This is a genomic window from Pseudomonas fluorescens, from assembly GCF_003732425.1.
Taxonomy (GTDB): domain Bacteria; phylum Pseudomonadota; class Gammaproteobacteria; order Pseudomonadales; family Pseudomonadaceae; genus Aquipseudomonas; species Aquipseudomonas fluorescens_BE.
The window spans coordinates 184,366-198,231 of sequence record NZ_MOBX01000005.1; the positions used below are offsets into that span (position 1 = coordinate 184,366).

Below are 13,866 nucleotides of genomic sequence, written 5' to 3' on the forward strand. Positions count from 1 at the left end.
TTGAACAAACCGTCGGTGATGCCATGAACGCCAAGCGCCCAGCCTGCGCGGCGCCTGCACTTGAAACGCCCGCGCCCGCCGCCAGCCAGACCTACAGTTACAGCGATTTACCCCGTGAGGAGTCGGCCAGCACTGCGCTCGCCGAGGAAGTTGCGTTGGCGATCGCTTACAACGGCATCAGCCAGGCGGTGATGTTGGTGACGCCGACCGACCTGGAAGACTTCATCGTCGGCTTCAGCCTCGGCAGCGGCATCATCGAGGACGCCAGCGATATCTATGACTTGCAACTGACAGGGGCCGGGTCTGCGCAGTACGCGCAAGTGACCATCGCCAATCGCGCGTTCTGGAATCTCAAGCAACAGCGTCGGCAAATGGCCGGCACCAGCGGTTGCGGATTGTGCGGTGTTGAAGCGGTGGAGCAGGCACTGCCCGACCTCAAGGTGTTGTCGGGCGCGCCGCTGCCACCGATCGAGTGGCTCGACGGACTGCGCCAGCGCATCGGCGCGTTTCAGCCGCTTGGTCAGCATTGCGGCGCGGTGCATGCGGCGGTGTTCATGAACGCCAGCGGCGAATTGCTGCTGGGTCGTGAAGACATCGGTCGGCATAACGCCCTCGACAAGCTGATCGGCGGGCTGATCCGCCAGAAGATATCCACAGACGGCGGACTGGCGATTGTCACCAGCCGTTGCAGTCTCGAATTGATCCAGAAAGTTTTGCGCGCCGGAATCCAGACCCTGGTCAGCCTGTCCGCGCCCACGGGCCTTGCCGTGCAATGGGCCCGTCGACACAACCTCAATCTCATCCACCTGCCGCAGAAAAGTGCGCCGCGGGTGTACAGCCCCGCGATGGAGAATCAAGCGTGAGCCAACATCATCAAGCCGACCAGAAACCTGTCCCGCGCTACAAGCCTTACAAAGGTGCCGCCGGCGGCTGGGGTGCGCTGATCAGTGTGGCTCAGGCCTGGTTGACCAGCGACAACGCCCTGAAAAACCTGCGCATGATGCTCAAGACCAACCAGAACGGCGGTTTCGACTGCCCGGGTTGCGCGTGGGGCGATTCGCCGGAAAGCGGCATGGTCAAGTTCTGCGAGAACGGCGCCAAAGCGGTGAACTGGGAAGCGACCAAGCGCCGCGTCGATGCCAAGTTCTTCGCCAAACACAGCGTCACTTCGCTGCTGGAGCAGAGCGATTACTGGCTGGAGTACCAGGGCCGTCTGACCGAGCCGATGGTTTATGACGCCGAAACCGATCGCTACAAACCGATCAGTTGGGACGACGCCTACGCGCTGATCGCCAAACACCTGCAAAGCCTGCCGAGCCCGGATCTGGCCGAGTTTTACACCTCGGGTCGTGCCAGCAACGAGGCGGCGTACCTGTATCAGCTGTTCGTGCGCGCCTACGGCACCAACAACTTCCCTGACTGCTCGAACATGTGCCACGAAGCCAGCGGTGTGGCGTTGGCGCAAAGTGTCGGCGTCGGCAAAGGCACCGTGACCTTCGACGATTTCGAACACGCCGATGCGATTTTCGTCTGGGGCCAGAATCCGGGCACCAACCACCCGCGCATGCTCGAACCCTTGCGTGAAGCGGTGAAACGCGGCGCGCAAGTGGTGTGCATCAACCCATTGAAAGAGCGGGGTCTGGAGCGTTTCCAGCACCCGCAACACCCGATCGAAATGCTCACCAACGGTGACAAGCCGACCAACACCGCGTATTTCCGCCCGGCACTCGGTGGCGACATGGCCGTGCTGCGCGGCATGGCCAAGTTCCTCCTGCAGTGGGAACGCGATGCGCAGAAGGCTGGCGAACCTGCCGTGTTCGATCACGATTTCCTCAACGCCCACAGCGCCAACGTGCTCGAGTACCTCGGCGTGGTCGATGACACGCCGTGGGAACAGATCGTCGAGCAGTCCGGCCTGACCCTCGTAGAAATCGAGCAAGCCGCGCGCATGTACGCCAAGGGCAAGAACGTGATCATGTGCTGGGCGATGGGCATCACCCAGCATCGCCATTCGGTGCCGACCATCCAGGAAATCGCCAACCTGATGCTGTTGCGCGGCAACATCGGTAAACCAGGCGCCGGCCTGTGCCCGGTGCGTGGCCACAGTAACGTGCAGGGCGACCGCACGATGGGCATCAACGAGCGTCCGCCGGTGGCGTTCCTCGATTCGCTGGAGCGACGCTTCCAGTTCAAGGTGCCACGCCACAACGGCCACAACGTGGTCGAAGCGATCCACGCGATGGCTGAAGGTCGCGCCAAAGTCTTCATCGGTCTGGGCGGCAACTTCGCCCAAGCCACGCCAGACAGCCCGCGCACGTTCGAGGCGCTGAGCAATTGCGACCTGACTGTGCAGATCAGTACCAAACTCAACCGCAGCCATCTGGCTCACGGTAAGGACGCGTTGATCCTGCCGTGCCTCGGTCGGACCGACATCGACATCCAGACCGAAGGCCCGCAAGCCGTCACCGTGGAAGACTCGTTCAGCATGGTTCACGCCTCCAACGGTCAGTTGCAGCCGCTGTCGAACCAGATGCGTTCGGAGCCGTCGATCATCGCCGGTATCGCCGCCGCCACACTGGGCAGCAAACCGGTGGACTGGAACTGGCTGGTGGCTGATTACGGGCGCATCCGCGAACTGATCGCCGACACCATTCCCAACTTCAAAGAATTCAACGAAAAGATCAAGAACCCGGGCGGCTTCTACCTCGGCAACAGCGCTGGCGCGCGCAAGTGGAACACGCCGTCGGGCCGCGCCAACTTCCGCGCGAACATGTTGCCGAAAGATCTGGTGCACGAACGCACCCGCGCCACCGGGCAACTGCCGGACCTGATCTTGCAATCGATGCGCTCCCACGATCAGTACAACACGACGATTTATGGCCTCGACGACCGTTATCGCGGGGTGAAAGGCCAGCGCGATGTGCTGTTCGCCAACGAGGCCGACATCATTCGTCTGGGCTTCCGTCCGGGGCAGAAGGCAGACATCGTGTCGATCTGGGACGATGGTCGCGAGCGTCGCGTGAAGGGCTTCACGCTGCTGGCGTTTGATATTCCCGCCGGACAAGCGGCCGCGTATTACCCGGAAGTGAATCCGCTGGTGCCGCTGGAAAGCACTGGGGATGGCAGCCATACGCCGACGTCGAAGTTCATTGCGATCCGGTTGGAAGCGGCGAGCGAGACTGGATTGATCATGGCCAAATCGGCCTGACGATTGGCCCCACTGTGGCGAGGGAGCTTGCCCCCGCTGGAGGCCGAAGGACTCCCATTCCTTTTAAAGCGTTGCGTCGGGTGAACGCGTCAACCGGTTTGGGGCCGCTTCGCAGCCTAGCGGGAGCAAACTCCCTCGCCACAGAGTTGTGTAATTATCTGCGGATTGGACTTTTCAAACGCCCACAAAAAAGGCCGCTTTTTCACAAAAGCGGCCTGTCCGAAGTAGCTAAAGACCGGCGAAAAACCGTTAAGTTCCGCCCATAAAACAGTAACTTACGTTTTTGTATACAAGTCGTGTTATTCGTCGGATTTCGATTGTCACGCTTGTTACACAGCCTCAGGATCGGCGCCGTCATCCCTTTGAGGCTCATCTATGAAGTTCTCCTCGATTCTCTTGTTGTCCCTTGGCCTGGTCAGTGGTTTTGCTTGCGCAGGCGGCACCACCGAAGCAGGTGTGGGCGGCGCATTGGGCGGGGTTCTTGGCTCGGTCGTCGGTCAGTCCTTAGGCGGCAATACAGGTTCCACCATTGGCGCAGCCCTGGGCGGCGCGGGTGGTAGTGCGGTCGGCGCTGACAAACGCAGCCGTGGCGAAGCCGCCATCGGTGGTGCGCTGGGCGCAGCCGGCGGTAACGTGGTCGGCCGCAGCATGGGCGGCACCACCGGCAGCCTGATCGGCTCCGCAGCAGGTGGCGGCGCCGGTGGCGCGCTGGGCAACTACATGGGCAACAAGAGCGATGACGACGATCGTCGTTACGACCGTCGCCATGACGATCGTCGCTACTATCGTGACGACCACCGTGGTCGCGGCCATGCCTACGGCCACCGCAAGCATCACAAGTACTATCGCCACCGTTAAGGCGAATGCTTGAACAAAAATCGCAGCCCTCGGGCTGCGATTTTTTTTGCCTTTCACACCACCAGGTATTCCAGTGCCTGCCGCAGTTCGGCAGGAATCGGCACAGGCTGATTACTCGCCCGATCGACGAATACGTGAACGAAGCGCCCGGCCGCACACGCCTCGCTTTCGCCGACCTTGAACACCGCCAATTCGTATTGCACCGAACTGTTGCCCAGCTTACCGACCCGCAGACCGATCTCGATCAGATCCGGGAAAGCGATCGAGGTGAAGTAATCACACGCCGAACTGACCACAAAACCCACCACCTCGCCATCATGGATATCCAGACCACCGACCTGAATCAGGTAGGTGTTCACGGCCGTGTCGAAGAAGCTGTAGTAGGTGACGTTGTTGACGTGCCCGTAGGCGTCGTTGTCGTGCCAGCGTGTGGTGATGGGCTGGAAGTGCGGGTAGTCAGTGCGTTGTGGCATCGGGTTGGACATTGCTCAGCAATCCCTGAAGTTAATGGGCGAGTCTAATTCAAAATCGCGCCGCCCCCTCCGCGAGCAGGCTCGCTCCCACATTTGAAATGCGCTCTCCGTGGGAGAGAGCCTGCTCGCGAAGGCGTCAGCACCGCCGCCCGACTTAACGATCTGCAAACCCCTTGCCCAGTGCCGCCAACTCACCAATTAACCGAGCCGGTTTCCACTGATCGCCTTGCCGCGTCTCCAGCGCCAGTAACCGCTGATGAATATCCGCCAGCCCCTGCTGATCCGCCCAGGCCATCGGCCCACCCTTGTCTGCCGGGAAGCCGTAGCCATTCAGGTACACCAGATCAATGTCGCGCGCCGACTCGGCAATGCCCTCCTGCAAAATCTTCGCGCCTTCGTTGACCAGTGCCAGCAGGCAGCGCTCCAGAATCTCCTCCGGGCCGATCTCGCGGCGCTGGAAGCCCAGCCCTTCGCTGACCCGCAATACCAGCGCATCGACCTCAGGATCGTGCTCGGCCTGACGACTGCCCGGCTCGTAATGGTAATAACCGTTGCCAGACTTCTGCCCGAACCGGCCCAGCTCGCACAAGCGGTTATCCACCTGAACCTCTGGCGCATCCTGGCCCTTGCCGGCCAACTCGCGAGCACGCCATTCCAGATCGATGCCGACCACGTCGTACATGCGAAACGGCCCCATGGCAAAACCGAAACCTTGCAGCGCCGCGTCGACCTGCTGTGGATAAGCACCCTCAAGCAACATCTTGCGCGCCTCCAGCACATACGGATGCAGCATGCGATTGCCGATAAAGCCGTGGCAGTTGCCCGACACCACACTGACTTTGCCCATGCGCTTGCCCAGCGCCAGCGCCGCCTCCAGCACTGCCGCAGAAGTCTGCGCGCCGCGAACGATTTCCAGCAGTTTCATGATGTGCGCCGGGCTGAAGAAATGCAGGCCCAGCACTTGCTCCGGACGCCTTGTCGCCGCAGCAATCGCATCGATGTCCAGCGCCGAGGTATTGCTCGCCAGCAAGGCCTCAGGCTTGAGCAAGCCATCCAGCTCACGAAAGATTTTCTGCTTCAGCTCAAGATTCTCGTACACCGCCTCGATCACCAGGTCGACATTGCGAATCGCCGCATAATCCGCCGCCGCACTGATCCGCGCCAAACGCGCATCCGCCTCGGTCTGATCAATCCGCCCCTGGCGCACGTTGTGTGCATAAGTCTCGGCCACGTTGGCGACGGCCTGTTCAAGCATCTGTGGATTGTTATCCACCCACTGCACCGTCACACCGGCGTTGGCCAGGCACATGACAATGCCCCGACCCATGGTGCCCGCACCGATCACGGCGGCCTGCTGAATATCGAAGGATGTCTGGCTCATGTTGTTCTCTTGTTGGCGATCCAAAGACAGACCTCAACCATAGTCAGCCAACGACGTTTTTTGAAGTTTATTACCGTGATGATCGACATTCAGCGGATGGATACAGCCATGCTTTTGTGGGAGCGAGCCTGCTCGCGAAAGGGTCATCACATTCAAAATAGTGTTGCCTGATGTACCGCTTTCGCGAGCAGGCTCGCTCCCACAAGGGCTCTTGCTCAACCGAGCAAATGGTTGTCAGCCCAGCTGCGGACTTCGGCGTAGGGATATTCCTCCAATGCCGCAAACCCCGGAATCGCCCGCGCCTTGAGCTTGGTAAACAGCGGCACGCTGATCCCGCACAAAAATCGCGTCAGTCGCTCCGCCGTCGGAATCATCCCGGTGTGCTGCTCATGCCTGTGGATAAAATCGCCGCACAGCGCCGCGAAGTTTTTATCCACAAGCGCTGGCAAATCCGGTGGTGCCGGCAACCGCGCAACCTGCCCGTGACACACCGAACAATGCCCACACTGTTCGGGCGCATTGTGATCACCGAAATACTCCGCCAGGCGATAACCCAGGCAACGTTCGGAGGCGAATACTTCAAGCATCGCGTGGATGCGCGCCACTTCGGCCTGCTCATGCCGGGTGAAGTATTCATGCAGCTCAGCGCTCAGGGCATCGCTGTCAAAGTTGCTGTGCAACAGACTGTAGACCTCGGTCATCTGCTTGCTTTCCAGCTCGACCCAGCCCTTTTCCTGAAAGTAATCCAGCGCCTTCACCACCCGATTGCGTTCGGCGGAATATTGCGAATACATCGACTCGAAATTCACCGTGGCCCAGGTGCGCGCGCGGGTCGAGGTCTGAATGATTGCAGCGACGAAATCCCTGCGCTCACCCTCGAAACGCTCAAGCAGCGCTTCGGGTTCCAGCAGGTATTTGAAACGGTACTCGGCGTAATAGGCGTAGCGCGGCGCGATCAAACCGCGCAGTTCCAGCTGTACCAGCAAGGTCTTCAGCGGCAGTGCGCGAATGTTGCTCTGATCCGCCAGCGGCCCGAGCAGAAACTCCCACTGCCCTTCCGGCACCGAGGCCTTCAGTTCGTCGAGCACATAGCGGATGCCGTCACGCTCCGGCGTATCACCGTAGACGAAGTTTTCCAGCACATTGAGGCTGTCGCGATTGGCCAATACCAGGCAGTCCGACGGCTGCCCGTCACGCCCGGCGCGACCGATTTCCTGGCTGTAGTTTTCGATGGATTTCGGTAGGTCGAAGTGCACCACATTGCGGATGTCACTTTTGTCGATGCCCATGCCGAACGCGATGGTCGCGACGATACAATTGGAGTGCCCGGCCATGAAGCGCTTCTGGATGGCCTCGCGTTTATCGTGGGGTAAACCGGCGTGGTAGGCCTCGGCCTGAATGCCGTTGCGTTCAAGGTGTTCGGCGATATGTTCGGCGGTTTTCTGCAAGGTCACGTAGACGATGCTTGGCTGCCCCGGGCGCTCGGCCATCCACTCCACCAGACGCCGCCGCTTGTCCTGGCCGCGCACCGGCTCGACCAACAGATTGAGGTTGGGCCGATAGAAGCCGGTAGTCACCACGTCATCCGCGGCGATAGCGAATTTAGTCTGCATGTCGGCGATGACTTTCGGCGTTGCCGTAGCCGTCAGCAGCAAGGTCTGGGGGATGTTGAACTGGCGTTGGTAGTCGGGCAGTTTAAGGTAGTCGGGACGGAAGTTGTGGCCCCATTCCGAGATGCAATGCGCCTCGTCCACCACCAGCAGCGAGATCGGCACCTGCTGCAAAAAATTGCGAAAACGCTCGTTCTTCAAGCGCTCCACCGAGATCATCAGAATCTTCAATTCACCCGAGCGGGCGCGAGTCATCACGTCATTGGCGTCATCGCGGCTCTGCGCCGAATCGATGCTGCCAGCGGAGATACCGTGTCGCTGCAAGAAGGCCAACTGATCCTGCATCAGCGCCAGTAACGGCGAGACCACCAACGTCAGGTGCGGCAGCATCAGCGCCGGCAATTGATAGCAAATCGACTTGCCGGAACCGGTGGGAAAAATCGCCGCCGCCGAGCGCCCGGCCAGCACTGCGCTGATCGCCGCCTCTTGCCCGGGTCGAAACTGTGGATAACCAAAAACCTGTTCCAGGGTGTTACGCATTCGCTGTCACTCCTTTGACCGCTGCCATGCCAACAGCCTAGCGGGCGATCGCAGCGAGTCGAGAAAAGGTCGGGGCCAAATCGATTCGGAATGATACAGCGATTACTTGAACGCCACGGTCCCTGTGGGAGCGAGCCTGCTCGCGAAGAGGCCAGCCGGCATACCACAAATACTTAAAAAATCATGGACGCAACACCGCCACCCGCAACTGCTCATTCAGCATCTGCTCATGGATGTTTTGGCTTTTGCTCGCCCACAACGCATGGGCCGGGCTGATGTCGCCGGTGAACGCTGCCGCCAACTGACGCAGGTCAGCGACGCTGCGCACGCGCGGGCAGAACAGCTGTTCATCACAGTTTTGACTGGCGTTGCGATAGGTGCCCAACAACCCCTCCCAGAGGCCGTCGCGCACGTGGCGAATCGACGTCAGTTGCACGTGGGGCACACCGAGTCGCTGCTCAAGCCCCTCTTCATCCAGTGCTTCGCTGGCCAACAGGGCTTTGGCGAACATCAACACCTCACCGCGCGCCGCCGTGTCCATGCTCGCCTGGCTGATGATTGCCTCCGGCCAGTCGGTGCGATCGAGACGATCCAGCACCCATGCATTGCCAATGTCAGAGGCCATAGTCAAACGGCAAGTGCTCAGCCCGAGCAATAAAATTGCGGCCATTCGTAGCCAGTGCATACCTAATTCCCTTTAAGCGCGTGTCAGACGTTTGGAAACGCCCTACAGATTCTGGCGCGCACGATACAGCGGTTTACCGCGAATCGCCTGACAAACATGTAGGAATTATTGCGACTAAGGGTTTCGGCCTGAAAAAGCTGCGAAAACACGTAGGGCATTTCCTCAAAACACGGAAAAACCCCTACGAATACTGTCCATTGCGGCTGTCTTGTCCCACAGAGAAACGCCCTTCTATAGTGACCGGCGCAGCTGCAAACACTCCGCCGGCCCGCCCCAGCGCCTTCGAACAGGACACGCCTCACCATGATCAACCGCTATCGCCCGCTCAAGACTTGCTACAGCGAAAACCCGGTACTGCTTATCGACAGCCACTCCAGCCAGACTGACCTGATCAATGCCGCCGATCAGCGTTTACGCGCGGCCGGAGATTTGCTGGAAACACTCTATTGCTTATGTTTCAAACAGGCGGATGTGAAAGATATCCCCAACATCGTTAATGCGCTTTATCTGCTGGTTCAGGATGGTTGCGACTTGCTTGAAGTGGCCAAGCAGAGGCCAGCGCAATCGGCGTACAACTAGATAACTCGAGGTCAGCGCTATATCACCCTGGGCAGGAATCCAACAATGAATGTTACGAGCGATGAGTTTGGTCCACCGAGTGACGAGGATACCTACACGGCTTGGTTCATCCGACAGGTTCAAGCCAGCCTTGATGATCCTCGCCCCGGCATTCCCGATGAGGTCGCCAGAACATTGATGGCTGATAAACGCGCTCGTTTAAAACAGAAGTTCGATCAGCGGCGATGACCTATCAAATCTACGTCCCGTTCCTACAAGGACAGACTCCTTGTCTTCTATCGGCTTCGTGTAGCTCATCTCTATAGTCGTGGCTGTCGCTGTCAATTCAGCGGCTCGGGCTTGGTCACCCGATTGGATCGTGTATACGCATGCGCTGTATGCTGCCGGCACTCATTTGCCTGCAGTTTATGGTGACTGTGTTTGGGACACCTTCGGGTGTGCCGGGTATGTGCACGATCCTCACCGGTTGACCAACCCGAACACAGTTGCCTCCTGTCGCTTGGTCACGATGTGGTGGCTTCACCTGAAGCATATGAGGATCAAAAAATGAAAACATGGAATCAGTTTCTTACCGATCGCTACCGCCCACTCGAATCCAACCTCACCGACACCAAGCCCCTGATCATCGACACAACGGCCAACCCGCAAGACATCCTCGAATGCGCCGTCCAGCGCCTGCGCGCTTCAAGCGACCTGCTACGCACCCTCTACTGCCTCAACTTCAGACAAGCCGACGTCGAAGACATCCCCCACATCACCCACGCCCTCTATCTGCTGACGCAGGATGGCTGTGACCTGCTGCGGGTTGCGCAGCAGCGGATGCTCAATTGGAGAGCTCCAGCCTGACAAACTCCTCGGCAGGCGCGCTCACAGCTAGAACTGCCTGCCTCTCTCTCGAACACTGACGCTGGGATTTCGGCACAAAGCTTAAGGAGCTGCATTTTGCAAACTATTATTGATTGCGTACGATGGGAGCCATTGTTCAACCAAGAGCTCGCTGTCATGACCACTGAAACCATTGATCACAGTACTCTCGCGCGATTGTTTGAGAATGGTTCGATCAGTAGCGCACATATCGTCGCCAAACCCGGTGGCTGGTCAATTCAGATTAAGCAAGGAAACAAAGAATATTCACTGGCAGCACAACGCAGTGGTCAGGTGCGACTGTTCAAGCGGTTCGAAACACTGGTGACCTACCTGCAAGGAGTAGGTATCAATCACTTCAACGTCGACGCCTCCAGCTATGACCCTCTGCAGATAAAAACCTATGCCCGCCCTGATCGCGCCGAAGCGATGAAACAAGCTCATGAAGCGGCGGCATATGAAGAATGGGTCAAGCAACAGGTACAAATCAGCATTGATGACCCAAGACCCAGCGTCAGCGATGAAGACGCTCGCAGGATATTTGCCGCTAAGCGGGATGCCCTGCGTCAGCGAGTACGTTGATGAGGTTGGTCTGGCGCCAAGAGGCGCTGGATGACCGAGAAAACATCATGGAGCGTATCGGTCAGGAAAATCCCGCTGCAGCGATTAAGCTCGATGAGCTTTTCGAATCGAAGGGAGAAAGCGTCCGCCAACAGCCAGCTTTATACAAAAGAGGTATCGCGCAAGGCACCCGCGAAATGGTTGTCACCCCAAACTACTACATCATCTACACAATCAAAGTTGATGCTGTGGAGATGCTGCGAGTACTGCATACCAGGCGGCAATGGCTATAAAGGCTGAAGAGAAGAAGAACGGCGTTTAGAGTTCGCGGCTACTTAAGTGGCATTATTCTGGCTGTTTAACGCGAACGCTGCGGGAATAATGGCAGTTGATCTGATAATGACATCCAACCCATCACCCACAAAAAAGCCGCCCTCAAGAGGCGGCTTTTTCATTCACCAGAACTAAGTCTTACAACTTAGGCCCAGCAGCCTTGATCGCGTCGCTCACTTCGAACTTCTTGAAGTTCTCGATGAACAGACCGGCCAGTGCTTTCGCAGCCTCGTCGTACGCAGCCTTGTCAGCCCAGGTGTTGCGTGGGTTGAGCAGGTTGGTTTCAACGCCCGGTACGGCCAGTGGCACGTCGAGGTTGATGGTGTCGAGGTGTTCGGTGGCGGCACCGATCAGCGCGCCGCTCTGGATCGCTGCGATCACCGCACGGGTGGTCGGGATGTTGAAGCGTTTGCCGACGCCGTAGCCGCCGCCGGTCCAGCCGGTGTTGACCAGGTAGACCTTGGAGCCGAAGCCGCGGATGCGCTTGATCAGCAGTTCTGCGTATTCGCCAGCCGGACGCGGGAAGAACGGTGCGCCGAAGCAGGTGGAGAAGGTCGACTTGATGCCGCTGCCCGAACCCATTTCAGTCGAGCCCACCAGTGCGGTGTAGCCGGACAGGAAGTGGTAAGCCGCTTGTTCTTCGTTGAGGATCGACACTGGCGGCAGGACGCCGGTCAGGTCGCAGGTCAGGAAGATCACAGCGTTTGGCTCGCCACCCAGGTTCTTCTCGGAACGCTTGGCAACGTGCTCCAGCGGGTACGCGGCGCGGCTGTTCTGGGTCAGGCTGACATCGGCGTAGTCGGCGTGCTTGGCGTCGTCGATGACGACGTTTTCCAGCACGGCGCCGTGCTTGATGGCTTTCCAGATGACCGGCTCATTCTTCTCGGAGAGGTCGATGCACTTGGCATAGCAACCGCCCTCGATGTTGAACACCACGCCTTCGCCCCAGCCGTGTTCGTCGTCACCGATCAGGTAACGGCTTTCGTCGGCCGACAGGGTGGTTTTACCGGTGCCCGACAGACCGAAGAACAGGGTCACGTCGCCTTCTTCGCCGATGTTGGCAGCGCAGTGCATTGGCAGCACGTCAGCGGCCGGCAGCAGGAAGTTCTGCACGGAGAACATGGCTTTCTTCATCTCACCGGCGTAACGCATGCCGGCGATCAGCACTTTCTTCTGTGCGAAGTTGAGGATCACGCAACCATCGGAGTTGGTGCCATCACGCTCAGGCACGCATTCGAAGTTGGCCACGTTGAGCACTTGCCACTCTTCACGACCGGCCGGGTTGTACTGGGCCGGGTTGATGAACAGGCAACGACCGAACAGATTCTGCCAGGCAGTCTGGGTGGTCATTTTCACGGCCAGGTAGTGATCTTCCGCCGCGCCTACATGCACGTGGGACACAAAGTGCTCTTGCGCGTTGTTGAAGGCTTCTACGCGAGCCCACAGCGCATCGAACTTGTCGGCCGGGAACTTGCGGTTGATCGGGCCCCAGGCGATAGCGGCCTGGGTGGAAGGCTCTTCAACGATGAAACGGTCAACAGGCGAACGACCGGTGCGGTGACCAGTGCGAACAACCAGAGCGCCGGTATCGGCAAGCTCGCCCTCACCGCGTTGCAGGGCTTCTTTAACCAGATCATCAACACTCAGATCGGTGTACACGGCGTTATTGGCTTGCGTCATGAGGTTCCCCGTCGGCCAGTGGCCGAGTGTGCTCCAAACGTTTTGTAGTAGAAAGTCGTGCACTACTACCGCGAAAAAAGTGGGCCGGATTATGCCAGAAAAGCCCAAAAAGAGTAGGGTCCTCCCGTCGTAACGGCGAAATTCCGTCGTTACGCAGTGAATTTACCTGCGCTGAACCGTTTTAGTGCCGGGTATCTGACGGCGTGTCGACGCCTGCGCCAGCGAACAATTGAGCAATATCAGCCGCGTCGAACAGGTAACGCTGGTTGCAGAACTGGCAATCGATCTCGACTTCGCCACCGCGTTCGGCCACCAGTGCCTGCGCATCTTCCAGACCCAGACTGACCAGCGCATTGCCCGAGCGTTCCCGCGAGCAGCTGCAACGGAAGCGCAGGTTCTGCACATCGAACAGGCGCACCTGCTCTTCGTGGTAGAGGCGATGCAATACGGTTTCGTTGTCCAGGCTCAACAACTCATCGGCGGTCAGCGTGCTCGCCAGTGCAGTGATGTGCTGCCAGCTTTCGGCGCGTTCTTCTTCATCTTTCAAACGGTCGGCCGGCAGTTGCTGCAACAGCATCCCGCGGGCACGACGGCCGTCGGCGAACAGCTTGAAGCGCGTGCCGACCTGTTGCGACATGACGAAATAGTTGGTGAAGCATTCCGACAAGGTTTCGCCATCGAGATCGACGATGCCCTGGTAGCGCTGGCCCACAGTCGGGTCGACGGTCAGGGTCAGGTCGCCGCCCGGCATCAGGTCGGCAAGGGTGGCATCCGGCGCGATCTGCTCGGCGTTGTAACGCGCCAGGCCACGGATCTCGCGCTCGCTGGAGCATTCAATCATCAGCAAGGGAATCGGGCCTTCCGAGCGCGCCTGCAGAATCAGCAGACCATCGAACTTCAGAGTGCCCACCAGCAACGAGGCGGCCGCCATCAATTCGCCGAGCAGTTGCGCGACCGGCTCCGGGTACGGGTGCTTGGCGAGGACTTCGGCGTAGCTGCGTTCAAGCGCAACCAGTTCGCCGCGTGTGTCGCTGTCATCGAAGATGAAGCGTTGGGTGAAATCGGTATCCGTTAGATCGGTCATAGGTCTGGGT

General features: G+C 59.0%; 14 protein-coding genes. 8 read left to right on the top strand and 6 right to left on the bottom strand.

Annotated elements, in window-relative coordinates; all coding sequences use genetic code 11:
• Positions 1-23: 23 nt before the first annotated feature.
• The 3 genes from fdhD to BK670_RS08745 all read left to right on the top strand — a co-directional run bounded on the left by fdhD (position 24) and on the right by BK670_RS08745 (position 4,066).
• On the top strand, positions 24-863 hold the full coding sequence (gene fdhD, locus BK670_RS08735) for a formate dehydrogenase accessory sulfurtransferase FdhD (protein ID WP_123449439.1): 840 nt from the start codon (positions 24-26) through the stop codon (positions 861-863).
• The gene (locus BK670_RS08740) at positions 860-3,208 is read left to right on the top strand and encodes an FdhF/YdeP family oxidoreductase (protein WP_123449440.1); all 2,349 of its coding nucleotides are present in this window, start codon (positions 860-862) and stop codon (positions 3,206-3,208) included. Before fdhD ends, BK670_RS08740 begins: the two co-directional genes overlap by 4 nt.
• Before the next feature lie 375 nt (positions 3,209-3,583).
• Positions 3,584-4,066, top strand: a complete 483-nt coding sequence (locus BK670_RS08745; protein ID WP_123449441.1) for a glycine zipper domain-containing protein — start codon at positions 3,584-3,586, stop codon at positions 4,064-4,066.
• Between the two features lie 53 nt (positions 4,067-4,119).
• Here the strand turns inward: BK670_RS08745 and BK670_RS08750 are convergent, their stop codons facing one another.
• The 4 genes from BK670_RS08750 to BK670_RS08765 form a co-directional block, all read right to left on the bottom strand.
• Positions 4,120-4,551, bottom strand: a complete 432-nt coding sequence (locus BK670_RS08750; protein WP_123449442.1) for an acyl-CoA thioesterase — start codon at positions 4,549-4,551, stop codon at positions 4,120-4,122.
• 142 nt (positions 4,552-4,693) lie between these two features.
• A complete protein-coding gene (locus BK670_RS08755; protein ID WP_123449443.1) occupies positions 4,694-5,920 on the bottom strand; it encodes a 3-hydroxyacyl-CoA dehydrogenase in 1,227 nt (408 codons plus the stop codon).
• A gap of 215 nt (positions 5,921-6,135) precedes the next feature.
• Positions 6,136-8,070: a RecQ family ATP-dependent DNA helicase gene (locus BK670_RS08760; RefSeq protein ID WP_123449444.1), complete on the bottom strand. Its 1,935-nt coding sequence runs from the start codon at positions 8,068-8,070 to the stop codon at positions 6,136-6,138.
• Positions 8,071-8,251: 181 nt separating this feature from the next.
• The gene (locus tag BK670_RS08765) at positions 8,252-8,755 is read right to left on the bottom strand and encodes a polysaccharide deacetylase (protein WP_123449445.1); all 504 of its coding nucleotides are present in this window, start codon (positions 8,753-8,755) and stop codon (positions 8,252-8,254) included.
• A 303-nt stretch (positions 8,756-9,058) separates the two neighbouring features.
• On the opposite strand from BK670_RS08765, the gene BK670_RS08770 reads away from it, so the two are divergent.
• From BK670_RS08770 to BK670_RS08790, 5 genes are all read left to right on the top strand, one after another.
• A complete protein-coding gene (locus tag BK670_RS08770) occupies positions 9,059-9,334 on the top strand; it encodes a hypothetical protein (protein ID WP_123449446.1) in 276 nt (91 codons plus the stop codon).
• Positions 9,335-9,379: 45 nt separating this feature from the next.
• Positions 9,380-9,562: an antitoxin PaaA2 family protein gene (locus BK670_RS08775; RefSeq protein ID WP_123449447.1), complete on the top strand. Its 183-nt coding sequence runs from the start codon at positions 9,380-9,382 to the stop codon at positions 9,560-9,562.
• Positions 9,563-9,880: 318 nt separating this feature from the next.
• Positions 9,881-10,180: a hypothetical protein gene (locus tag BK670_RS08780; RefSeq protein WP_123449448.1), complete on the top strand. Its 300-nt coding sequence runs from the start codon at positions 9,881-9,883 to the stop codon at positions 10,178-10,180.
• Between the two features lie 156 nt (positions 10,181-10,336).
• Positions 10,337-10,780, top strand: coding sequence for a hypothetical protein (locus BK670_RS08785; protein WP_123449449.1), 444 nt, complete (start codon positions 10,337-10,339; stop codon positions 10,778-10,780).
• Positions 10,780-11,052, top strand: coding sequence for a type II toxin-antitoxin system RelE/ParE family toxin (locus BK670_RS08790; protein WP_123449450.1), 273 nt, complete (start codon positions 10,780-10,782; stop codon positions 11,050-11,052). Before BK670_RS08785 ends, BK670_RS08790 begins: the two co-directional genes overlap by 1 nt.
• 178 nt (positions 11,053-11,230) lie before the next feature.
• On the opposite strand, the gene BK670_RS08795 is transcribed toward BK670_RS08790, so the two are convergent.
• Both BK670_RS08795 and hslO read right to left on the bottom strand, forming a co-directional pair.
• On the bottom strand, positions 11,231-12,772 hold the full coding sequence (locus BK670_RS08795; RefSeq protein WP_123449451.1) for a phosphoenolpyruvate carboxykinase: 1,542 nt from the start codon (positions 12,770-12,772) through the stop codon (positions 11,231-11,233).
• A 181-nt stretch (positions 12,773-12,953) separates the two neighbouring features.
• Positions 12,954-13,856, bottom strand: a complete 903-nt coding sequence (hslO, locus tag BK670_RS08800) for an Hsp33 family molecular chaperone HslO (RefSeq protein ID WP_123449452.1) — start codon at positions 13,854-13,856, stop codon at positions 12,954-12,956.
• Positions 13,857-13,866 lie beyond the last annotated feature (10 nt).

Bases quoted from the DNA above. Each gene is read 5' to 3' on its own strand.
- BK670_RS08755 (WP_123449443.1), bottom strand. From the start codon at position 5,920: ATGAGCCAGACATCCTTCGATATTCAGCAGGCCGCCGTGATCGGTGCG.
- hslO (WP_123449452.1), bottom strand. From the start codon at position 13,856: ATGACCGATCTAACGGATACCGATTTCACCCAACGCTTCATCTTCGAT.
- BK670_RS08750 (WP_123449442.1), bottom strand. From the start codon at position 4,551: ATGTCCAACCCGATGCCACAACGCACTGACTACCCGCACTTCCAGCCC.
- BK670_RS08765 (WP_123449445.1), bottom strand. From the start codon at position 8,755: ATGCACTGGCTACGAATGGCCGCAATTTTATTGCTCGGGCTGAGCACT.
- fdhD (WP_123449439.1), top strand. From the start codon at position 24: ATGAACGCCAAGCGCCCAGCCTGCGCGGCGCCTGCACTTGAAACGCCC.
- BK670_RS08745 (WP_123449441.1), top strand. From the start codon at position 3,584: ATGAAGTTCTCCTCGATTCTCTTGTTGTCCCTTGGCCTGGTCAGTGGT.
- BK670_RS08795 (WP_123449451.1), bottom strand. From the start codon at position 12,772: ATGACGCAAGCCAATAACGCCGTGTACACCGATCTGAGTGTTGATGAT.
- BK670_RS08790 (WP_123449450.1), top strand. From the start codon at position 10,780: ATGAGGTTGGTCTGGCGCCAAGAGGCGCTGGATGACCGAGAAAACATC.
- BK670_RS08775 (WP_123449447.1), top strand. From the start codon at position 9,380: ATGAATGTTACGAGCGATGAGTTTGGTCCACCGAGTGACGAGGATACC.
- BK670_RS08785 (WP_123449449.1), top strand. From the start codon at position 10,337: ATGACCACTGAAACCATTGATCACAGTACTCTCGCGCGATTGTTTGAG.
- BK670_RS08760 (WP_123449444.1), bottom strand. From the start codon at position 8,070: ATGCGTAACACCCTGGAACAGGTTTTTGGTTATCCACAGTTTCGACCC.
- BK670_RS08770 (WP_123449446.1), top strand. From the start codon at position 9,059: ATGATCAACCGCTATCGCCCGCTCAAGACTTGCTACAGCGAAAACCCG.
- BK670_RS08780 (WP_123449448.1), top strand. From the start codon at position 9,881: ATGAAAACATGGAATCAGTTTCTTACCGATCGCTACCGCCCACTCGAA.